This is a genomic window from Desulforudis sp. DRI-14, assembly GCF_052618305.1.
Map to the genome: position 1 here is coordinate 1 of NZ_JBQXEZ010000003.1, position 20,018 is coordinate 20,018.

At 57.9% G+C, this 20,018-nt stretch carries 22 protein-coding genes and 3 tRNA genes; all 25 read left to right on the forward strand.

Annotated features, from left to right (window positions below; translation table 11 throughout):
* Positions 1-61: 61 nt before the first annotated feature.
* Complete coding sequence (locus ACUM6F_RS02980) at positions 62-1,066, forward strand: FHIPEP family type III secretion protein (RefSeq protein ID WP_445348335.1); 1,005 nt, start codon at positions 62-64, stop codon at positions 1,064-1,066.
* Positions 1,056-2,174, forward strand: a complete 1,119-nt coding sequence (gene flhF / locus ACUM6F_RS02985) for a flagellar biosynthesis GTPase FlhF (RefSeq protein ID WP_445348336.1) — start codon at positions 1,056-1,058, stop codon at positions 2,172-2,174. The genes ACUM6F_RS02980 and flhF overlap by 11 nt, the downstream gene beginning before the upstream one ends.
* Positions 2,155-3,027, forward strand: a complete 873-nt coding sequence (locus tag ACUM6F_RS02990; protein WP_445348337.1) for a MinD/ParA family protein — start codon at positions 2,155-2,157, stop codon at positions 3,025-3,027. The genes flhF and ACUM6F_RS02990 overlap by 20 nt, the downstream gene beginning before the upstream one ends.
* A gap of 3 nt (positions 3,028-3,030) precedes the next feature.
* Positions 3,031-3,690 carry a flagellar brake protein gene (locus tag ACUM6F_RS02995; RefSeq protein ID WP_445348338.1) on the forward strand — a complete coding sequence of 220 codons (660 nt, stop codon included), beginning with the start codon at positions 3,031-3,033 and terminating at the stop codon, positions 3,688-3,690.
* Positions 3,691-3,692: 2 nt separating this feature from the next.
* Entirely contained in the window at positions 3,693-4,466 is a 774-nt protein-coding gene (locus ACUM6F_RS03000) for a sigma-70 family RNA polymerase sigma factor (RefSeq protein WP_445348339.1), read from the forward strand.
* Entirely contained in the window at positions 4,456-4,920 is a 465-nt protein-coding gene (locus ACUM6F_RS03005) for a helix-turn-helix domain-containing protein (RefSeq protein ID WP_445348340.1), read from the forward strand. The genes ACUM6F_RS03000 and ACUM6F_RS03005 overlap by 11 nt, the downstream gene beginning before the upstream one ends.
* Entirely contained in the window at positions 4,917-5,642 is a 726-nt protein-coding gene (locus ACUM6F_RS03010) for a flagellar hook-basal body protein (RefSeq protein ID WP_445348341.1), read from the forward strand. The genes ACUM6F_RS03005 and ACUM6F_RS03010 overlap by 4 nt, the downstream gene beginning before the upstream one ends.
* A gap of 77 nt (positions 5,643-5,719) precedes the next feature.
* Positions 5,720-6,211 carry a chemotaxis protein CheD gene (locus ACUM6F_RS03015; RefSeq protein ID WP_445348342.1) on the forward strand — a complete coding sequence of 164 codons (492 nt, stop codon included), beginning with the start codon at positions 5,720-5,722 and terminating at the stop codon, positions 6,209-6,211.
* A 59-nt stretch (positions 6,212-6,270) separates the two neighbouring features.
* Positions 6,271-7,056 carry a CheR family methyltransferase gene (locus ACUM6F_RS03020; RefSeq protein ID WP_445348343.1) on the forward strand — a complete coding sequence of 262 codons (786 nt, stop codon included), beginning with the start codon at positions 6,271-6,273 and terminating at the stop codon, positions 7,054-7,056.
* 34 nt (positions 7,057-7,090) lie between these two features.
* Positions 7,091-7,702 carry a chemotaxis protein CheC gene (locus ACUM6F_RS03025; RefSeq protein ID WP_445348344.1) on the forward strand — a complete coding sequence of 204 codons (612 nt, stop codon included), beginning with the start codon at positions 7,091-7,093 and terminating at the stop codon, positions 7,700-7,702.
* Positions 7,703-7,738: 36 nt separating this feature from the next.
* On the forward strand, positions 7,739-8,104 hold the full coding sequence (locus ACUM6F_RS03030) for a response regulator (protein WP_425620154.1): 366 nt from the start codon (positions 7,739-7,741) through the stop codon (positions 8,102-8,104).
* Positions 8,105-8,423: 319 nt separating this feature from the next.
* Entirely contained in the window at positions 8,424-9,419 is a 996-nt protein-coding gene (gene fliM / locus ACUM6F_RS03035) for a flagellar motor switch protein FliM (protein WP_445348345.1), read from the forward strand.
* Positions 9,419-10,504 (forward strand): flagellar motor switch phosphatase FliY, encoded by a 1,086-nt coding sequence (gene fliY / locus ACUM6F_RS03040; RefSeq protein ID WP_445348346.1) that lies wholly within the window; start codon positions 9,419-9,421, stop codon positions 10,502-10,504. The genes fliM and fliY overlap by 1 nt, the downstream gene beginning before the upstream one ends.
* 133 nt (positions 10,505-10,637) lie before the next feature.
* Positions 10,638-10,713: transfer RNA gene (locus ACUM6F_RS03045), tRNA-Met, on the forward strand.
* A gap of 13 nt (positions 10,714-10,726) precedes the next feature.
* Positions 10,727-10,802, forward strand: a tRNA-Thr gene (locus ACUM6F_RS03050).
* A 7-nt stretch (positions 10,803-10,809) separates the two neighbouring features.
* Positions 10,810-10,885 (forward strand) — tRNA-Met (locus ACUM6F_RS03055).
* Positions 10,886-11,119: 234 nt separating this feature from the next.
* Positions 11,120-12,322, forward strand: coding sequence for an elongation factor Tu (gene tuf, locus ACUM6F_RS03060; RefSeq protein WP_425620151.1), 1,203 nt, complete (start codon positions 11,120-11,122; stop codon positions 12,320-12,322).
* A gap of 201 nt (positions 12,323-12,523) precedes the next feature.
* Complete coding sequence (gene rpmG / locus ACUM6F_RS03065; RefSeq protein WP_425620150.1) at positions 12,524-12,673, forward strand: 50S ribosomal protein L33; 150 nt, start codon at positions 12,524-12,526, stop codon at positions 12,671-12,673.
* 8 nt (positions 12,674-12,681) lie between these two features.
* A complete protein-coding gene (secE, locus tag ACUM6F_RS03070; protein WP_425620149.1) occupies positions 12,682-13,062 on the forward strand; it encodes a preprotein translocase subunit SecE in 381 nt (126 codons plus the stop codon).
* Positions 13,063-13,201: 139 nt separating this feature from the next.
* On the forward strand, positions 13,202-13,735 hold the full coding sequence (gene nusG, locus ACUM6F_RS03075) for a transcription termination/antitermination protein NusG (RefSeq protein WP_426377366.1): 534 nt from the start codon (positions 13,202-13,204) through the stop codon (positions 13,733-13,735).
* 12 nt (positions 13,736-13,747) lie between these two features.
* Entirely contained in the window at positions 13,748-14,173 is a 426-nt protein-coding gene (rplK, locus tag ACUM6F_RS03080) for a 50S ribosomal protein L11 (RefSeq protein WP_425620148.1), read from the forward strand.
* A gap of 219 nt (positions 14,174-14,392) precedes the next feature.
* Positions 14,393-15,088, forward strand: a complete 696-nt coding sequence (rplA, locus tag ACUM6F_RS03085; RefSeq protein ID WP_425620147.1) for a 50S ribosomal protein L1 — start codon at positions 14,393-14,395, stop codon at positions 15,086-15,088.
* A gap of 174 nt (positions 15,089-15,262) precedes the next feature.
* Positions 15,263-15,802 (forward strand): 50S ribosomal protein L10, encoded by a 540-nt coding sequence (gene rplJ, locus ACUM6F_RS03090; protein ID WP_425620146.1) that lies wholly within the window; start codon positions 15,263-15,265, stop codon positions 15,800-15,802.
* Positions 15,803-15,842: 40 nt separating this feature from the next.
* Positions 15,843-16,229: a 50S ribosomal protein L7/L12 gene (rplL, locus tag ACUM6F_RS03095; RefSeq protein ID WP_425622164.1), complete on the forward strand. Its 387-nt coding sequence runs from the start codon at positions 15,843-15,845 to the stop codon at positions 16,227-16,229.
* Positions 16,230-16,470: 241 nt separating this feature from the next.
* Entirely contained in the window at positions 16,471-20,010 is a 3,540-nt protein-coding gene (gene rpoB, locus ACUM6F_RS03100) for a DNA-directed RNA polymerase subunit beta (RefSeq protein ID WP_425620145.1), read from the forward strand.
* Positions 20,011-20,018: the final 8 nt, after the last annotated feature.

The following is a 20,018-nucleotide window of genomic DNA, read 5'->3' on the forward strand; positions in this document are numbered from 1 at the left end:
GTCTGTGAAGCCCTGATTTTGCTGGGTTCCCGTATGGCAAGGCGTCAAAGTCGAGCTCGAGGTGGAGATCGGCTATAACCTTGTCGTTCTCGCTTCCGAGGAACAGGGAGGGGACCTCCTGCAGAGAGTGGCGACCGTGCGGCGGCAGAGCGCTCAGGACCTCGGCATTTACGTGCGGCCCATCCGCATCAGGGACAACCTGCAGTTGAAGCCCAACAGCTACGTCTTCAAGCTGCGCGGGGTGGAAGCGGCCCAGGGCGAACTGATGCCCGGCTACTACCTGGCGATGAGTCCCGGCGGCGGCGGGAGCATCAGGGGCATTCCGACCAAGGAGCCGACCTTCGGCCTGCCGGCCTGGTGGATTACCGAGAAGGAGAGGGAACAGGCCGAGGCGCAGGGCTACACCGTTGTCGATTGCGTTACGGTCCTGATCACCCACCTGTCGGAGTTCATCAAGCGCCAGGGGTGGCAGCTCTTAGGCCGGCAGGAACTGCAGGAGCTCCTCAACGTGGTCAAGGAGAAGAACGCGGCCGTCGTCGAGGAACTGGTGCCCAACCTGCTGACCCTGGGCGAGGTCCAGAAGGTGCTGCAGAACCTCCTCAAAGAGGGCGTACCCATCCGCGACCTCGTAGGCATCCTGGAAGTCCTGGCCGACGGGGCCAGAGTCAACCGGGACGTCGATTTCCTGACGGAATCGGTGCGCCAGGCCCTGGCGCGCACGATCTCGCTACAGTACGCGGACGAAAACAAGAAACTGTCGGCGATTACGCTCCATCCGCGGCTGGAGCAGGCGATTACGGAATCCATCCAGTTGACTTCTTTCGGCAATTACCCGCTGCTTGAGCCCCAGGCGGCGCAGCGGGCGGCCAAAGCCATTGTCAGCGCTGTCGAAGAAGCCGGCCGGCGCGGGGTTGTTCCGGTCGTTCTCTGTTCCGGCAGAATCCGGCTGCCGCTGCGCCGCTTCCTCGATCACCACGGCGTGACGGTTCCCGTTCTCGCCCTTGCCGAGGTAAGTAACCTGGTGGAACTGGAAGTATTGGGCACGGTGATGTGGAATGAAGATTAAACGCTACCTGGCGCGCGACATGCGGGAGGCGCTGGGCCTGATCAAAACTGACCTGGGTCCCGACGCGGTGATCATTTCAAGCCGTCGGGTCAGGGCCCGCGGGCTGGCGGGCTGCCTGAAGCCCCGGTTTCTTGAGGTCACCGCCGCCCTGGATACGCCCACGGCCGCGCTTGCAGCGGGCGGTCCGCCGGGGCTGCCGCGCCCGCCGGAACCGGAAACCCTGGAAGAGAATATCGGCCTGCTGCAAGAACTGGCCGAGGTTAAAAGTCTTCTGGCCAAAGTCGTGCTCCGGGACGAACGGGAGCAGTCCCACGATACCCACCTCTGGGTGGACTTCCTGGTGCGGCGCGAGGTGGACGTTCAGGTCGCACGGAGGATTGTCCGGGATGCGGCTGAAAGGCGCGGGCTTTTAAATGACAACACCGAAGCGTCTATCGAAGAAAACCTTGAGGGGGCGATCACCGGTTTGGTGGCGGACCTCTACCGGGATCTCCGTCTGAAGAAGGTGATCGTTTTCGTAGGGCCTACCGGCGTGGGCAAAACGACGACACTGGCCAAGCTGGCTGGCCAGCTCGTCCTGTTCGGGCGGTCGGTGGCCATCGTTACCATCGACACCTACAGGATCGGTGCGGTCGAGCAGATCAGGACCTACGCCGAGATCATGGGCGTACCGCTGGAGGTCGCCCATACACCAGCGGGATTTAAGGAAGCCCTGGCACTGCACGACAACAAGGACTACATTCTGGTCGACACTGCGGGAAGGCCGAGTTACAGCTATCAACAGGTAATGCAGACGAAGGAATTTACCGATGTAATAGATAAGGGATTGGATGTCGTGCTGGTGCTCAGCGCCCCTACCAGGGCCGCAGATCTGGCCAGGCAGGCCGAAGATTTCGCGCCACTGCGGTGTTCCAAGCTGATCGTGACGAAGATCGATGAAACACAAACTTTGGGTCCGATCGTCAATCTCGTGGAACTGACGCAGAGGCCGGTCGTCTACGTTACGAACGGCCAGAGCGTGCCGGACGATATAGAGGCCGTCAACCCGGCGAAGCTGGCTTCCCTGGTTCTGCAAGGGGGTGGGCGCTGTGCTGGATCAGGCACATAACCTGCGCCTGGCTATGCAGCAGAGGTTTGTCGGGAAACAGCACACAGTCGAGTCCGCCTCGCGTGTGATCGCGGTCACCAGCGGGAAAGGCGGGGTGGGCAAGACCAGTATCGCCGTCAACCTCGGTCTGGCCCTGGCTAAGGCCGGCAAGAGGGTAGTGCTGGTCGACGCGGACCTGGGTCTGGCCAACGCCGAGGTGCTCCTGGGGACCACGCCCCCGTTTTCCCTCTTCGACGTCTTGTATCGGGGGAAGGACATCGGTGAAGTGGTCTGGGAAACGACCTTCGGCCTGAAACTCGTTTCAGGGGGTTCGGGCATCCAGGAAATGACCAGCCTCGACCAGGCCATGCGGTCCCACGTGCTCGAATCCTTTAAGAGGCTGGGGGCAATGGCCGATTTCCTGCTGATCGATACCGGGGCTGGTATCAATAAGACTGTGCTGGGTTTTGTGGCCGCGGCCCGGGAAGTGCTTTTCGTGGTCACGCCCGAGCCTACGTCCATAACCGACGCCTACGCGCTGATGAAGGTTCTGGCCGAGAACAGAGTGCGTACCGACGCGTCGGTCGTCGTAAACCGGGCGAGGAACAACACCGAAGGGCTGCTGACAGCGAAACGTCTCGCTTCGGCCGCCGGGAGGTTTTTAGATTTCCAGGTCAGCCATGCGGGAACGGTTGTGGACGACGCCGTTGTCGCCCAGGCGGTCCGGGACCAGGAGCCCTTCATCGTCAGCAACCCGAAGGCGCTGGCTTCAAGAAACATCGAGCATATCGCCCTGACCCTGGCAGGTGAGGGCGGGAAAGGAGTAGGAGCCGTAGAGTCTTTCGTCAACAGGCTCTGCCGGTTGTTTGCTTAAACGATGCAGCACTTGGTTCCCGGGCTCAAACTCGAAGTCGCCAAGCTGTCCGATCCGTCGGAGTTCTACGTTACGGCTTTATACGAAGTCCTCGACGGCTTTCTGGTGTTCACCTGTCCGTACCAGCAGCGCGCACCCCTGATCCTGGAGCCGGGCGACGAAGTACAGATCCGGTTCCGGGGAGGAGACGCCGTTTACGCGTTCGAGGCGACGATACACCAGAAGGCGGCCGGGGATACGCTCTTATATGTTGTTGCCCATCCTTCTTCGGTAAGGCGTATCCAACGGCGCGAATTTGCGCGGATAAATACGCTTTTCGGCATCCGTGTCTGGCCGTCTCCGGAGCACAAGGCGCGCGGTGCCGGGCATGAAAACGCCCAGGTCATCAACATCAGCGGCGGGGGGCTGCGTTTTACAGGTCGTAAGCGCTATGCCCTGAACCAGTTGCTTGCCGTGAACTTCGTCCTGCCGAGGTCAAAGGTGCAAAGGCCCATTGAGGCTACGGCGAAGGTGGTAAGAACCGAGCCGTGGGAGAAGGACATGAGGTTTTCCGAGGTCTCAGTCTACTTTAAAGACATCAGCATCGGCGACCAAGACCGGATAGTCGGGTTCATCCTCGGGGAGATGAGCAGGCAGAAGTCTCTGCTCGTGAGAGGTGAATAGGCTTGACTGTAGAAGAAACCTGGCAGAAGTATTTGGAAACCCGCAGCAGCGAGCTGCGTGAAGAACTGATCCTGGAGCACCTGCACCTGGTAAAGCACATCGCCGGGCGCTTGGCCGTCCGTCTTCCGGCTTTCGTCGCCCAGGAGGACCTGGAGGGATGGGGCGTTTTCGGGCTGATCGAAGCCGTGGAGAAATATGACCCCTCGCACGGTACTGACTTTCAGGGTTACGCCTACTACCGCATCCGGGGGGCGATGCTTGACGAGATCAGGAAACTGGCCTGGGTTCCGCGCTCCCTGTGGCAGAAACTCCAGCAAATCAACGCGGTGCGCGAGACAATCGAACAGGATTCCGGGCTGCCGGCGACAAACGAGCAGGTGGCCGATACGCTGGGCCTTTCCCTGAGCGAGTATTACCAGTTGATGGCCCATTTTCAATCGACCTCGCCGATTTCCCTGGACGAGCCGTTTACGGCCGGGGACGGGGACCACGTGTCCTGGACTGATTTTCTGGAGGACGAAAGCAGTCCCGATCCCTTGAACTCTTTGCTGGACAAGGAGTATAAAGAGACCCTCGTCGAGGCGATCAACCTGCTGGGCGAGCGGGACAAGCTGATTCTCGCCCTGTACTACCAGGACGGCTTGACTTTGAAGGAAATCGGCCTGGTGCTCAACGTCTCCGAATCGAGGGTCTGCCAGTTGCATACCAAGGCTATCAACCGGCTGCGCAAGATAATCGTGGAATTGGAGAAAAAGGGGAACCGCGATGCCAAGTAACTTGCTTATGGACAACCCCCTGGCGTTCAGCCTGACCTATATCGGCGCCATCTTGCTGCTGTTCCTGGGACTGGCGTGGCTGGGCTGGGTGCTTATCCGGCGCAGGGGTCAAAGACGGCGGCAATTTGAAGGCGAGCTCGCGGCGGCGGTTGAGGAACAGGTCGACCTTAACGAACGCCTGGACAAAATCGCAGCCGAACTGGCCGCGTTCAGAGCCGCCCTGGATGGTGTTAAGGATGGCCTGGCCAAGGTGGAGGTCCAGTTGGAGTCTTTGAGTGTTGTGGGCATACCTTACAACGGCACGGTCCCTTCGCTGGCGGAGGATGTGGCCAGGGCCTACGAGAAGGGCAAGAGCATCGAAGACCTTGCCCGGGAATTGGGGCGGGGTCAGGGGGAGATTGAACTGATGTTGAAGATGCACAAGATGCGCTTGAAAGGGGGCTGTATGTTTTGATCAGGGGTCTACAAACCTCGTTCCTCGGGCTGCAAGCCACCCAGCGCAGGGTGGACGTCACGGCCCACAACATAGCCAATGCTTCGACCACGGGTTTCAGAAGGCAAAGCGTAAGCCTTCAGGAAGGACATCCGGCCGCTGCGAGCGCCGATGCAGGGGGTCTCTATCCCGGCGTAACCGTTGTGGGACCTTTTACCGATTTCGCGCCGGGGGCCGTTGTGTCGACGGGAGGGGCCTTGGATTTCGCCATCCGGGGGGAAGGGTTTTTTGCCGTACAGCAGGGTGACGAGACTCTGTATACGCGCAACGGAGCCTTCAGGCTGGACGCCGAGGGCTACCTGGCCGTACCTTCCGGGGCCAGGATTCTGGGCGAGGCAGGCCCCATCCAGTCCGAGTCTCGGGACATCAAGATCCTGGCGGACGGCACCGTTAAAGTTTCCGGCCAGATTGTCGACAAAATCAGTATCGTTACTTTTTCTGACAATAATGAGCTTGCACGGGTCAGCGACGACCTGTACCGCGCCGGAGCCGGAACCGAGCCGCAGAGCGCGGAGAGAAGCGTACTCATCCCGGGCGCGCTCGAAGCGCCGAATGTCGACCTGGCTACCGAGTTTGTGGAGTTGATCCAGGCGTCCCGCGCCTATTCCGCTAACCTCAAGGCCGTGCAGGCCGAGGACGAGCTCAGCGACCGGGTGATCAACCAGGTTGGCGTCTTGCGCTAGGAAGACCTTGAATTAGCATTATAAATCAGTGAGGGTGGCCTGTGATAACGAAACCCAATTCTGCTGGCGAATTCAAAATGGAAGACACCGCCCTGGATGTGCATGTGGGCATAGCTTACTATGCCGTCGCCCGCGCGCCTTACCGGCTGACGACCCTCGGCCTGGGCTCGTGCGTCGGGGTGGTGATCTACGACGAGGGCCTGCGGCTCGGCGGCCTGGCCCATATTATGCTGCCGAGCAGCACGGGGTTTACGGTGGCGAAGCCGGCCAAGTTCGCCGATACCGGCATACCTGCGCTGATCAACGAACTGGTAAGAAACGGGGCGCGTTTAAGGCTGCTCAAAGCCAAGCTGGCCGGCGGCGCGCAAATGTTTTCGGGTGCCGGAAACCAGGCCATCCTTTCCATCGGCGAGAGGAACATCAAGGCGGTCTACGAAGCCCTGGCCAAACAGGGGATTCGGGTCGCCGGGGCGGATGTCGGGGGCAACCGGGGACGGACCCTGATCTTCGATACGGTGACGGGGCTGACCGTGGTTAAGACATTGGGCGGTCCCGCCGTGGAGATTTAGGAAACGCTGCAGTATGCAGCAGGTCCTGGTCAAGTCTTGCCGGGGGAAGTTGATAACGAGTGAGTTTAAGCAAACAAGCAATGGATTTTGAGGAGTTTCGCATCAAGGTCAAAAGCCATCTGGGTTTTGACCTTACCAGCTACAAGCCTGCCCAGTTGCAGCGCCGGCTGGAAAGCTTCATGGCCCGCAAGAGGGTTTCCGGCTACGAGGAGTATTACAGGCTTCTCAGCCGGGACGCCAACCTGCTCGATGAACTGGTCAATTACCTTACAATCAATGTAACCGAGTTCTTCAGGGATATCTCCGCCTGGCAGCAGCTGGAAAGAGAGATCCTTCCCCGGCTCGCCGCCGAATACAAGCCCTTGCGGATATGGAGCGCCGCCTGTTCTAACGGGGCCGAACCCTATTCCTTGGCAATCATGCTTAAGGAACTAGGCATCAACGGTCGGTCGATAGAAGCCACCGACATCAACGAAGAAGTTTTACAGCTTGCCGCCGCCGGGAGGTACCCGCTGTCTCTTTGCCGCAATATCAGCGCCTCTCGGATGCAAAGGTACTTTACGCAGTCCGGGGATGCGGCCGTCGTCATCCCGGAGATCCGGCGAATGGTTAACTTCCGGCGCCACGACCTTTTGAAGGACGCGATCAGCCAGGGGTACCACCTTATCGTCTGTCGGAATGTACAGATATATTTCACGCGTGAAGCCCAGCTGCGCCTGAACGAAAGGCTCGTAAAGGCGCTTGTCAATGGCGGGGTTCTTTTCATCGGGGCCAGCGAAAGTATCCTGGACTACAAGCCCCTGAGCTTGGAGAGGTTGGCCCCGTGTTTCTACCGCAAAACATAGTTTTGACAACACTCTCTTAGGCAGGAGGCGCCAAATGAAAAAAGTCATCCAAGAAGCCGACCTGGACATCCTGCGTGAAATGGGCAATATCGGTGCGGCGCACGCCGCCACGAGCCTGGCGTCTCTTTTGCAGTGCCGGGTCGACATGTCCATCCCGAGGGTCTATCTCCGTTCCATCGAGGATGCGGCGAAGGTCATCCCGGGGTCGGACAAGCCCGTGGCCTGCGTCTTCTTTTCGCTGGAGGGGGACATCCAGGGTTATATCGCCCACGTCATAAACGCGGCCGGGGTGGCCAATCTGGCCGAGCAGTTGATCGGCCCCGGCGTGCAGATAGGCACAGCTCCTGATGCAATGACCGGTTCGATGATCTCGGAAATCGGCAACGTTTTGACGGGGGCCTTCTTGAACGCCATCGCCGATATGACCGCCATGAGCATCCTGCCGTCCACGCCACTCTTCGCGTTCGACATGGTCGAGGCGATTATGGCCACGCTGCTGTCGGCGATTTGCGGGGACGCCGATCAGGTACTCCTGTTTGAAACCGTCTTGAAGAAGGAATCCGGTGACATTGACAGTCACTTATTGCTTTTGCCCGATGAGGACAGCCTGCAAAAATTATACGGTACCGCATTGAAAAGGTTTTAGACCATTATTTTAGGTTTCAGGGGGAGTGAAGGATAGTTGTCTAAGAGGGTACTTATCGTTGACGACGCGGCCTTTATGCGTATGATGCTCCGGAACATCCTTACCAAGGCCGGATACGAGATTGTCGGCGAAGCCGAGAACGGCAGGACAGCCTTGGACTTGTACAAAGAGCTGAAACCGGATGTCGTCACAATGGATATCACGATGCCCGAAATGAACGGCATCGAGGCGGTTAAGGCTCTCAAGCAGGTCGATCCCCAGGCCAGGATCGTCATGATCAGCGCCATGGGGCAGCAGGCCATGGTTATGGAAGCGGTGCAGGCGGGCGCCAAGGACTTTATCGTCAAGCCTTTCCAGCAGGACCGCGTCCTCCAGGCCATCGAAAGCGCCTTAAACCGGTAGAAAAGGAAGTCAGAGGCCAGAGGTCAGATGTCTGAACAGATGAAGGAATCGCGGATGCGATTCCGGGTTCTGACGTTAGTCAGAGGCCAGAGGTCAGATGTCCTAAAGGGTGAAATCTGTTCCCCTGGGCTCTGGTTGGTACCTTGGCCCTGAAAACAAGGTATCTGGACTTAAAAGCGGTGTGGAATTTATCCTGCGATTCGTCTTGGGGTTAGGACATTCTTTCTCCGGCCGCTGATCTAGCTGAGATTATGTAGTGAATTTCCCAGGGATCCGACTTCTGGCTTCCGACTTCAGACTTCTTTATGGGGGTGAAGGTTTGACGAAGGAGACTCTGTCCCAGGGTGAAATCGACGCCATTCTTGCCGCTTTATCCTCGGGAAAGGTCAAAATAGACGACTTTAAGGAGACAAAGAAAGAGGCGCAGTACCGTCCCTACGACTTCAGGCGGCCGAACAAGTTTTCCAAGGAGCACCTGAGGACTTTGCAGACCCTTCACGACAACTACGCCCGTATCCTTTCCAGTTTCCTTTCGGGTTATTTAAGGGCTAACGTCGTGGTACGCGTCGCCTCGGTTGACCAGTTTACTTTTGACGATTTCGTGCGCTCGGTGCCTACGCCCACGCTTTTGACGGTTTTCAGTCTCAAGCCGTTGAAGGGCATGGCCGTTGTGGAAATGAACCCGCAGTTTCTTTTCCCGGTTATCGACCTTCTTTTCGGGGGACCGGGCGAGCTGCCCAGGCGGGTGCGCGACCTGACCGATATCGAAATGGCGGTGATGCGTAAGCTGGCTGCCAAGCTTCTGGAAAACCTTGGGTTTGCCTGGAATGATGTTTACAAGGTTGAGCCGGAGATCGAATCCCTAGAGACCAAGCCCCGGCTGCACCAGATTATCTCACCGAGCGAAATCGTGGCCGTGATTACTTTTACCACCGTTGTGGGGGATGGTACGGCACGGGGGCTGATGAACCTTTGTCTTCCGCATATCACTCTCGACCCCATGCTTTCCTACCTTTCGAGCTACCGCCGTTACGAAACAAACGCCCTGCAGGCCGAAGGCGACGAAGCGGCTAGAATCCAGCAGTGGATTGAACGAGCCTCTGTCTCCTTAACGGTCGTGACGGGCGAAACGGAGATATTGGTGAGGGATTTCCTGCAGTTGCAGGTAGGCGATGTGGTGCCGATCAACAGGCGCGTTACGCAGGACCTTGATCTCCTGGTTGAGGACGTTTGCAAATTCAAGGTCCAGGCGGGGGTTTTGGGACGTTACAACGCGGTGCAGATTACATCATTCAAGGAAATGGGAGAAGCTTAATGGATAATGTCTTAAACGATGCGGAACGCGAGGCTTTGTTAGGCAAATCCGGGGGCATGGAAGGCTACCTGACGCCGGAGGAAAGCGATGCCCTGGGGGAAATCGGCAACATCTGCATGGGCTCGGCGTCCACCGCTCTTTCTATGCTGTTGAACCGGCAGGTTAAAATTACCAGCCCGAAGGTATTCGTTAGTAATAAAGAAGAGTTTCTCCGTACGTTTGAAGTTCCGCTGGTAGCCATCCAGGTGGTGTTCACTGAGGGGATTGAAGGTTTGGCCATGTTTGTGATCAAGGCTCCGGATGCGGCCGTGATCGCCGACCTGATGATGGGTAATGACGGAACCTCGCCTCCCCAGGAGCTTGGAGAGATGGAGATCAGCGCTGCGGCCGAGGCCATGAACCAGATGATCGGCAGTTCTTCCACCGCTCTGGCGTCGCTGGTCGGCCGGCCCGTCAACATCGCCCCGCCGAACGCCATCTATTTGGATGTTGACGGGTCGGCTGACGGCATCCCCTTTGATCTCAACGACCCTATGGTTGTCGTAGCCTTCAAAATGACGGTAGAGGATTTGATTTCGACTGAAATAATGAACATCATGTCCGTTCCGACGGCCAAGCAGGAGGCGGCGCTGCTCCTGAACAGCATCGGGGCGGAAGCGGGGGAAACCGTCCAGGAGAGCAGGGAGTGGGATCTCGAGCCGGCTCCCCCGCCAGGCGAGCAGGCGGCCTCGGCTGTTGAGAAGCAGCCCCGTCCTCAGGCAGGTTTACGGGAACAGCCGCCGAAAGAGAAAGAGGCTGCCGGATTTTCAACGGTGATCGAAGACGACAAGCTACGGCTTTTTATGGATATCCCCTTGAAGGTTTCGGTTATTCTCGGTCGCACCAAGCGCCCGGTGAACGAGATCCTCTCCCTTGTGCCGGGAAGTATCGTCGAGCTCTCGTCGCTTGCCGACGAACCTGTCGACGTCCTGGTCAACGACACGGTGGTGGCCAGGGGAGAAGTCGTCGTCGTCAACGAGAATTTCGGGGTGCGCATCACCAGCATCCTCAGCCCCGAAGAACGCATCAAGCATCTTCGCTCATGACAATAATTTAGAGTTGCGGCGATCAGGAATCTGTGGTATGCTGTTTCTTGCGGCTGCCGTGATCAGGGCGGCCGGCGCGTTAAGGGTTCTTGCATTCGACATCCTGACTGTGGTATATTTGATTCGTTAACATCGCGGGGTGGAGCAGCCGGTAGCTCGTCGGGCTCATAACCCGAAGGTCGTTGGTTCAAATCCAACCCCCGCAACCAATATTAAAATCAAGCCCATATAGCTCAGTAGGCAGAGCGTATCCTTGGTAAGGATAAGGTCGGCGGTTCGATCCCGCCTATGGGCTCCATTTTTTCGGCGGTGTAGCTCAGTTGGTAGAGCAAGCGGTTCATACCCGCTGCGCCGGGGGTTCGAGTCCCTCCACCGCTACCAGCGGTAACTAAGACGGCCTTGAGAGAACTCAAGGCTGTTTTATTTTTTGCGGCTCTGAGGAGAGCCCGATCCCTTTATAAAAACGTTTCTACAATAAGATTTCCGCTTGGAGATTTATCATCGTTTTTCATTGGCCAGAGAAGGAAATCGCATGCAGACCGCGAATAAACCAGTTGGCTTTCCGGGAAAAGTAAATTATAGCCAATTAACGGGCTTAAGGAGGTCTGTTTGTAAATGGCGAAAGCCAAATTTGTGCGCACCAAGCCCCACGTAAACATTGGAACCATCGGTCACGTCGACCACGGCAAAACCACCCTGACGGCGGCGATCACCCTGATCCTGTCCAAGTACGGTCAGGCCACCTACAAAAAGTATGACGAAATCGACGCGGCGCCGGAAGAAAAGGCCCGCGGCATCACCATTAACACCGCCCACGTCGAGTACGAGACCGCCAAGCGCCACTACGCGCACGTCGACTGCCCCGGGCACGCCGACTACATCAAAAACATGATCACCGGCGCGGCCCAGATGGACGGCGCCATCCTCGTCGTTTCCGCCGCCGACGGTCCCATGCCGCAGACCAGAGAGCACATCCTTCTGGCCCGCCAGGTTGCCGTGCCTTCCATCGTCGTCTTCCTGAACAAGGCCGACATGGTCGACGACCCCGAACTTCTCGAACTCGTCGAAATGGAAGTCAGGGAACTCTTGAGCAACTACGAATTTCCCGGTGACGACACGCCCGTCATCGCCGGTTCGGCTTTAAAAGCCCTTGAATGCGGCTGCGGCAAAAACGAATGCGACGCCTGCGCCCCCATCCTCAAGCTCATGGACGCCGTCGACGAATTCATTCCCACCCCCGAGCGCGACGTCGACAAGCCCTTCCTCATGCCCGTGGAAGACGTCTTCTCCATCACCGGGCGCGGCACCGTCGGCACCGGCAGGGTCGAGCGCGGCAGGGTCAAGACCGGCGACGAAGTCGAGATCGTCGGCTTCATGGAGAAACCGCGCAAGACCGTCGTGACCGGCGTGGAAATGTTCCGTAAAATCCTGGACGAAGCCGTGGCAGGCGACAACGTAGGTTTATTGCTCAGAGGCGTCGACCGCAAAGAACTCGAGCGCGGTCAAGTCCTGGCGAAGCCGGGGAGCATCAAGCCCCTCACCGAGTTTTCGGCCGAGGTTTACGTCCTAACCAAGGAAGAGGGCGGGCGGCACACCCCGTTCTTCAACGGCTACCGTCCCCAGTTTTACTTCCGGACCACCGACGTCACCGGCGTCATCAAGCTGCCGGAGGGCGTGGAGATGGTCATGCCGGGCGACAACATCCGGGTGGACATCACCTTGATCACGCCGATCGCCATCGAGGAAGGTTTGCGTTTCGCTATTCGCGAGGGCGGCCGGACCGTTGGTGCCGGTGTCGTCACGGCCGTGAAACAATAAAGCACTAAGCATTGCAGCGTTAAGTATCAGGATTATCAGAAGGAATTTGGCACAGGCCAAATTCCTTCTGTCCCCTCAATTTCCGACTTCTGACGTCTGGTGTCCGACGTCTTTCTTGACATCTCCCAACGGGTGTGGTAAAGTCAATTCGTAAATTTTGGGGGATTGGTCCTTTTTTTAGTTTTGGGAGGTGTTTTACTTATGCGCGTGGATGTTACGCTTGCCTGTTCGCAGTGCAAACGGCGTAATTATATTACGACCAAGAACAAGAAGAGCGATCCCGGCCGCATCGAACTCAAGAAGTATTGCCGGTGGTGCGGCACCCATACGCCACATAAAGAAACAAAGTAGGTCTTACAATGGCAATTGACAAGAAATCGAAGGAAGACAGCAAGGCTAAGAAGGCGCCGGTCAAGACAGACGGGAAGGCTGCAGGGAAAGACCCGCAGGAAGAACGGAAACCGAGAAAACCTTTGATCTTCAAAAAGGACAACAAGGTTTCCGCGAAAGACCCGAAGAGAGAGGTTACCTCCAATAAAAGGAAGGCTAACCTCAACTTTTTGACTGTCAGGCGCTTCTTCGAAGAGGTCGTCAGAGAGCTAAAGAAGGTTCACTGGCCCACCCGCCGCGAGGTCGTCATCTATACCTCCGTGGTGCTCGTGTCTGTAACGCTGGTCGGCATCGTCATCTGGATTTTCGATTCCATCCTCAGCCAGGTCCTGGGACTTATCATCCGCTAAAAAAGAGGTCCGAAGCCTGAGGCCGGAGGTTCGGTTTTTGCGGATTCATCGAGTCCGACGGCTGACGACCGACGACCGTTTTATTAAGGGGGTGCGAGGTCCGGGCGTTGCTATCTTACCAGCGCTCGTCCTCCGCTTTGTGAAGCAGTGGTTCGTGGTACATACCTATTCCGGGTATGAGAACAAGGTCAAGGCCAACATGGAGAAGCGCATCGAATCCATGAATATGGCCGACAAGATCTTCCGGATTGTCGTCCCCGTGGAAGACGAGATCGAGATCAAGGACGGCAAGCGTAAGATATCAAAGCGTAAGATCTTTCCTGGCTACGTCCTGGTCGAGATGATCATGTCCGATGACGCTTACCGGGTGGTGAGAAACACCCCGGGAGTGACGGGCTTTGTAGGGAGCACCGGCGTCGGGTCCAAACCCGTACCCCTGACGGAAGACGAGGCGGCGGCGATCATCAGGCAGATGGTTGGAGAGGAGCCGCGCTTTCGTATCGATGTCGCTGTCGGCGAGAAGGTGAGGGTTACCTCCGGCCCCTTTGAAAGTTTCATCGGGACCGTGGAAGAGGTAAACCACGAAAAAGGCAAGATCCGGGTGACCATCTCCATGTTCGGCCGTGAAACGCCGATTGAACTGGAGTATTTCCAGGTTGAGAAAATAGGGTAAGGAGGTGACGGTATGGCAAAAAAGGTAGCGGCAATAGTTAAGTTGCAGATTCCTGCGGGTAAGGCCACCCCGGCACCCCCGGTCGGTCCCGCACTCGGGCAGCACGGCGTTAATATCATGGCCTTTGTCAAAGAATATAACGACCGGACTGCAGCTCAGGCAGGATTGATCATTCCTGTCGAGATCACTATTTATGAAGACAGGAGCTTCAGTTTTGTAACCAAGACACCGCCGGCTTCGGTGCTGCTGAAGAAGGCGGCGGGTATCGAGACGGGTTCGGGCGAGCCCAACAAGAAAAAAGTCGGTAAGGTAACGCGTGCCAAGATTCGCGAGATTGCCGAACTGAAAATGCCCGACCTCAACGCCGCCTCTGTCGAAGCGGCCGAACGCATGATCGAGGGCACAGCCCGTAGTATGGGCATTACTATCGAAGAGTAGTAGCTTAGTTTTAAGTTGTAAGTCGTAGGACAGAAGAGAGTTCGCTTCCAGGTTGTTTTAGAACCCAACGTCCGATTTCCGAGCGACCGACCAGCGAATAGTACAGGAATTCTCGTCAGAGAATTCCTTCGAGCCCGACGACGGGCGACTGACGACTGACGACCGAATATGTGGGAGGGGTTTGGAAAACCCCGACTAACCACAAGGAGGATTTCACCAATGCCGAGACACGGTAAGAAGTATCTGGAAGCAAAGAAACAGGTCAACCGCGAAGCTGCTCTGGATCCGATGGAAGCCCTTGAAACGGTGAAGAAACTCGCTCCGGCCAAGTTTGACGAGACGGTGGAAGCGGCGGTACGGCTGGGGGTAGACCCTAGGCACGCCGACCAGCAGGTCCGCGGCGCGGTCGTTCTGCCCCACGGCACCGGGAAAACCCGTAAGGTGCTGGTTTTCGCCAAGGGCGAGAAGGCCAAGGAAGCCGAGAACGCCGGCGCCGACTTTGTGGGCGCCGAAGATCTTATCGCCCAGATCCAGGGGGGCTGGTTTGATTTCGACGTCGCCATTGCCACCCCCGATATGATGGGTATGGTTGGTAAGATCGGCCGTCTGCTGGGCCCCAGGGGCTTGATGCCCAACCCCAAGACGGGCACGGTTACTTTCGATATCGAGCGTGCGGTAAAGGAGGTCAAGGCCGGTAAGATTTCTTACCGCGTCGACAAGGCGGGTAACATCCACGCCCCGATCGGAAAGGTCTCTTTCGAGACCGAAAAGCTGTATGAAAACCTCAAGGCGTTGATGGACGCGCTGATCCGGGCCAAGCCCGCTGCTGCAAAGGGACAGTACGTCAGGGGAGTTACAGTTTCCTCCACGATGGGTCCCGGTGTCCGGATTAACGCCCTGAAGCTCACTCAGTAAAGGCTTTTACTCAAACTGAATATGAAAGCTCCAAGCTGCAGACCGCTGGTGTCAGTCGACATAATGGCTTTCAGGCCGCCAGCCGAGGCTTGTCAGGGTTATATAGGCCCCTGCCTGTCCATTGTTCTGCAGGGGCTTTCATATTTTGAATCTCAGGTTAAGGGAGGTGCAGCGATGGCGTTACGCAGGGAAGAAAAGGTTGCTCGGGTAAACAAGCTGAAGGACAAGATGTCCCGCGCCAGGGTTATGGTCCTGTCCGAGTACAGGGGTCTGAATGTTGCCGTGATGACCAGCTTGCGGCGCAAGATCCGCGAGTCCGGCGGCCAGATGCAGGTGTCCAAGAACACCCTGGCCCGGATCGCGGCGCGTGAAGTCGGCATTGAAGGTCTCGACGACAAGCTTCGCGGACCGATTGCCATCACCTACGGTTACGACGACCCGGTGACGGTGGTCAAAGCCATCACCCAGTTCCAGAAAGACTATGCCAAAACGGCGCCTTTTGAGATCATCGGCGGCGTGATCGAGGGCAAGTATGTCGACGGCACGGGGGTCAAAAGGGTCGCCGACCTGCCGCCGCGCGAGGTCTTGTTGGCCCAGGTCGTCGGTGCGATGCAGGCTCCGATCGCCGGTCTCGTCAATGTCCTGCAGGGGAATATCCGCAACTTTGTCTATGTCCTTGAGGCCGTCCGGAAGCAGAAAGCAGGCGAAGCTTAAACGTTGGATAATGTAAAATACTCTGAGGAGGTAACACATGATGTCTAAGGTAAACGAAGTCCTTGAAATCGTTAAGGGCATGACCGTTCTCGAACTCGCCGACCTGGTTAAGGCCATGGAAGAGGAATTCGGCGTTTCCGCCGCCGCGCCCGTAGCCGCCGTTGCCGCTGCCCCGGCCGCTGCCGCCGCTGCACCGGCCGCCGAGGAGGAGGAGCAGACCGAATTCGACGTCATCCTCGAGGCCGTCGGAGCCGAGAAGATCAAGGTCATCAAGGTTGTCCGCGAGATCACCGGCCTTGGCCTGAAGGAAGCCAAGGACCTGGTCGACGGCGCGCCGAAGCCCGTCAAGGAAAAGGTCAACAAGGAAGAGGCCGAGGCCATCAAGGCCAAGCTCACCGAGGTCGGCGCCAGCGTCAAGATCAAGTAGTTTGTTAAACAACCCCGCCGGAACAGCGGAAGGAACTCTTTAATACACCCCGGTTCAGCTTTCCCCGGGGTGTATTTTATCTTGACGGGGGAAATTTTATATGATAACATCATAAGGCATGTGTGCCTGCAGAATTTCTTTGGTGAACTGGGTAATAATACATGGATAGGTTTTTTGGCGAAAAAGCGAGGTAATTTTTGGTAACCTTGCTTTTAGTATTTACTTTGCAGGGGGTTGAGGGATGCCAGCCACAAAGCCAAAGGAACGTGTGGTTTTCGGTAAGCTGCGTGAGGCCCTTGACTTGCCGGACCTTGTCGCCACACAGAAAAACTCTTACCGGTGGTTCTTGGACAAGGGTCTGCGCGAGGTTTTTCAAGATATTTCCCCAATCCAAGATTTTACCGGCAACCTGGTCCTGGAGTTTCTCGACTACACTCTGGGTGAGCCGAAGTATTCGGTACAGGAGTGCAAGGACCGGGACGTAACCTATGCTGCACCGCTGCGCGTCAAAGTCCGCCTGATCAACCGTGAGACAGGCGAAGTCAAGGAACAGGACGTTTTCATGGGCGATTTTCCGCTCATGACCGACAAGGGTACCTTCATTATTAATGGCGCGGAGAGAGTGATCGTCAGCCAATTGGTTCGTTCCCCCGGTGTCTATTTCGGGGCGACCCCTGACCCCAACGGCAAACTTATCTACACCGCCACTATTATTCCCAACCGCGGGGCATGGCTTGAATTTGAAAGTGACGCTCTCGACCACATCTGGGTACGCGTCGACCGCACGCGCAAGATCCCGGTCACCGTGCTTATCCGTGCCCTGGGGTACAGTTCCAAGACGCAGATCCTGGAACTGTTCGACAACTACAAGAGCATCCAGGAAACGCTTTCCAAGGACAACACCGAGAACCAGGAAGAGGCCCTCGTCGAAATCTACAAGCGCCTGCGGCCGGGCGAGCCCCCCACGGCCGACAGCGCGCGCGCCCTTATCGAAACATTATTCTTCGATCCCAAGCGCTATGACTTGGCTCCGGTAGGGCGGTACAAGCTGTTTAAGAAGCTGAAGCACGGGGTTCTCTACCGGTATGGCGAGAACACGGCCAAAACCGAGTTTGACCCGTACCTGCGGCAGGAAGTTCCCGTGGACCGTGATTTTATCCGGGAACTGACCAAGGAAGACATCGTGGCCGCCGTCCGCTACATGATCAACCTTATGCAGGGCGAAGGCCGCGCCGACGACATCGACCACTTGGGAAACAGGCGCCTCCGTTCGGTCGGCGAGCTTCTGCAGAACCAGTTCCGTATCGGCCTGGCGCGTATGGAGCGCGTGGTCCGGGAACGCATGACGATCCAGGATGTCGAGGTCATTACACCCCAGGTTTTGATCAATATCAGGCCGGTCGTCGCCGCCATCAAGGAATTTTTCGGTTCGAGCCAGCTGTCCCAGTTCATGGACCAGACCAACCCCCTGGCCGAGCTGACCCACAAGCGGCGCCTCTCGGCGTTGGGCCCCGGAGGCCTGTCCAGGGAACGCGCCGGGTTTGAGGTCCGTGACGTCCACCATTCCCACTACGGCCGCGTCTGCCCTATTGAGACCCCTGAAGGTCCCAACATCGGCCTGATCGGCTCGCTTACCACGTACGCGCGCGTTAACGAGTTCGGCTTTATCGAGACGCCCTACCGTAAGGTGGACAAGGAAAAGGGGCGTGTCACCGACGAGATCGTCTACATGACGGCTGACGAAGAAGAGGAGTACGTGATCGGCCAGGCCAACGTCGAGCTGGACGAGGAAGGGCGTTTCCTCACCAAGACCGTCAATGCCCGTTATCGCGGGGAGATCATGGTAGCCCCCGCAGACAGGATAGACTTTGTCGACGTTTCGCCCAAGCAGGTCTTCAGCGTCGGCACCTCGCTTATCCCGTTCCTCGAACACGACGACGCCAACCGTGCCCTGATGGGCGCGAACATGCAGCGCCAGGCCGTGCCCTTGATCAACGCCGAAGCGCCGCTGATTGGGACAGGCATCGAGGCCAAGGCCGCTTACGACTCCGGCGTCGTAATCATCGCGGACAACGACGGAGTTGTCGAACGCGTCACGGCCACCACCATCAAGATCCGGACGGACAGCGGCAACGTCGACACCTACCGCCTGATGAAGTTCGCCCGTTCCAACCAGGGAACGTGCCTGAACCAGAAGCCGATCGTGCACGCCAACCAGCGCGTCAGGAAAGGCCAGGTGATCGCGGACGGCCCGTGCACCGACCACGGCGAACTCGCCCTGGGACGAAACGTGCTGGTGGCCTTCATGCCCTGGGAGGGCTACAACTACGAGGACGCCATCCTGGTCAGTGAAAAGCTGTCTAAAGAAGATATGTACACCTCGATTCACATCGAGGAATACGAATGCGACGCCCGTGACACCAAGCTGGGTCCCGAAGAAATCACCAGGGACATCCCCAACGTCGGCGAGGAGGCCCTCAAGGACCTGGACGAGCGAGGCATTATCCGCGTGGGCGCCGAGGTGCGTCCGGGGGATATCCTGGTCGGTAAGGTGACCCCCAAGGGCGAAACCGAACTGACGGCGGAGGAGCGTCTCTTACGGGCCATCTTCGGGGAAAAGGCCCGCGAGGTGCGCGACACCAGCCTGCGCGTCCCCCACGGGGAGTCGGGCAAGGTCGTCGACGTCAAGGTTTTCTCGCGGGAGAACGGCGACGAGCTGCCGCCCGGCGTCAACCAGCTTGTGCGAGTCTACGTGGCCCAAAAACGCAAGCTTTCTGAGGGCGATAAGATGGCCGGCCGTCACGGCAACAAGGGCGTCATCGCCCGCATTATGCCCGAAGAGGATATGCCCTTCCTGCCTGACGGTACGCCGGTCGACATTGTGCTGAACCCGCTGGGCGTGCCCTCCCGCATGAACATCGGGCAGGTGCTGGAAGCCCACCTCGGCTGGGCCGCCCATGCCCTGGGTTACAATATCGCCACGCCGGTCTTCAACGGCGCCGTGGAGTCGGACATCAAAGAGACCCTCCAGCGCGTGGGTCTTCCCCCCGAGGGCAAGATCACCCTTTATGACGGGCGAACGGGCGAGGCTTTCGACAACCCCATCACGGTGGGGTACCTCTACATGCTCAAGCTGGCCCACCTTGTTGACGACAAGATTCACGCCCGTTCCACCGGGCCGTACTCGCTGGTTACGCAGCAGCCGCTGGGCGGCAAGGCGCAGTTCGGCGGCCAGAGGTTCGGCGAGATGGAGGTCTGGGCGCTGGAGGCCTACGGCGCCGCCTATACCTTGCAGGAGATCCTGACGGTGAAATCGGACGATGTCGTCGGGCGTGTTAGGACGTACGAAGCCATCGTTAAGGGCGAAAACGTGCCTGAACCGGGCGTTCCGGAATCCTTCAAGGTCCTCATCAAGGAGCTGCAGAGCCTGGCCCTGGACGTCAAGGTCTTGGCCGAAGACGACCGCGAGGTGGAAATCCGCGAGGTCGAGGAGGACATCGCCGAGACCAGCAAGGAGCTCGACTTTGATTTCCGCGGCGTGGCCGAGCCTGACGGGGCGGCCGGCGAGGATGAGGACGACGCCGGCGAGGACCTTGATCTCGGCGTGGACGCCGGCGAGGAGGAAGAGGACGAAGAAACCTACGATGAACTCAGGGAATACGGTGAAGACAACGAGAACCCCGAAGACGAAGAAGACTTGGACGAGGGGGCGTTAGACGAATTGGAGGAGGGCGAAGCCGAGGATGACGATATCCCTCTAGAAGACGACGAACGATATTAGGAGGGAGC

Coding starts and splice junctions, on each gene's coding strand:
- ACUM6F_RS03005 (WP_445348340.1), top strand. CDS start 4,456: ATGCCAAGTAACTTGCTTATGGACAACCCCCTGGCGTTCAGCCTGACC.
- ACUM6F_RS03015 (WP_445348342.1), top strand. CDS start 5,720: ATGGAAGACACCGCCCTGGATGTGCATGTGGGCATAGCTTACTATGCC.
- ACUM6F_RS02995 (WP_445348338.1), top strand. CDS start 3,031: ATGCAGCACTTGGTTCCCGGGCTCAAACTCGAAGTCGCCAAGCTGTCC.
- fliY (WP_445348346.1), top strand. CDS start 9,419: ATGGATAATGTCTTAAACGATGCGGAACGCGAGGCTTTGTTAGGCAAA.
- rplL (WP_425622164.1), top strand. CDS start 15,843: ATGTCTAAGGTAAACGAAGTCCTTGAAATCGTTAAGGGCATGACCGTT.
- rpmG (WP_425620150.1), top strand. CDS start 12,524: ATGCGCGTGGATGTTACGCTTGCCTGTTCGCAGTGCAAACGGCGTAAT.
- flhF (WP_445348336.1), top strand. CDS start 1,056: ATGAAGATTAAACGCTACCTGGCGCGCGACATGCGGGAGGCGCTGGGC.
- secE (WP_425620149.1), top strand. CDS start 12,682: ATGGCAATTGACAAGAAATCGAAGGAAGACAGCAAGGCTAAGAAGGCG.
- tuf (WP_425620151.1), top strand. CDS start 11,120: ATGGCGAAAGCCAAATTTGTGCGCACCAAGCCCCACGTAAACATTGGA.
- rplA (WP_425620147.1), top strand. CDS start 14,393: ATGCCGAGACACGGTAAGAAGTATCTGGAAGCAAAGAAACAGGTCAAC.
- rplJ (WP_425620146.1), top strand. CDS start 15,263: ATGGCGTTACGCAGGGAAGAAAAGGTTGCTCGGGTAAACAAGCTGAAG.
- ACUM6F_RS03025 (WP_445348344.1), top strand. CDS start 7,091: ATGAAAAAAGTCATCCAAGAAGCCGACCTGGACATCCTGCGTGAAATG.
- rplK (WP_425620148.1), top strand. CDS start 13,748: ATGGCAAAAAAGGTAGCGGCAATAGTTAAGTTGCAGATTCCTGCGGGT.
- rpoB (WP_425620145.1), top strand. CDS start 16,471: ATGCCAGCCACAAAGCCAAAGGAACGTGTGGTTTTCGGTAAGCTGCGT.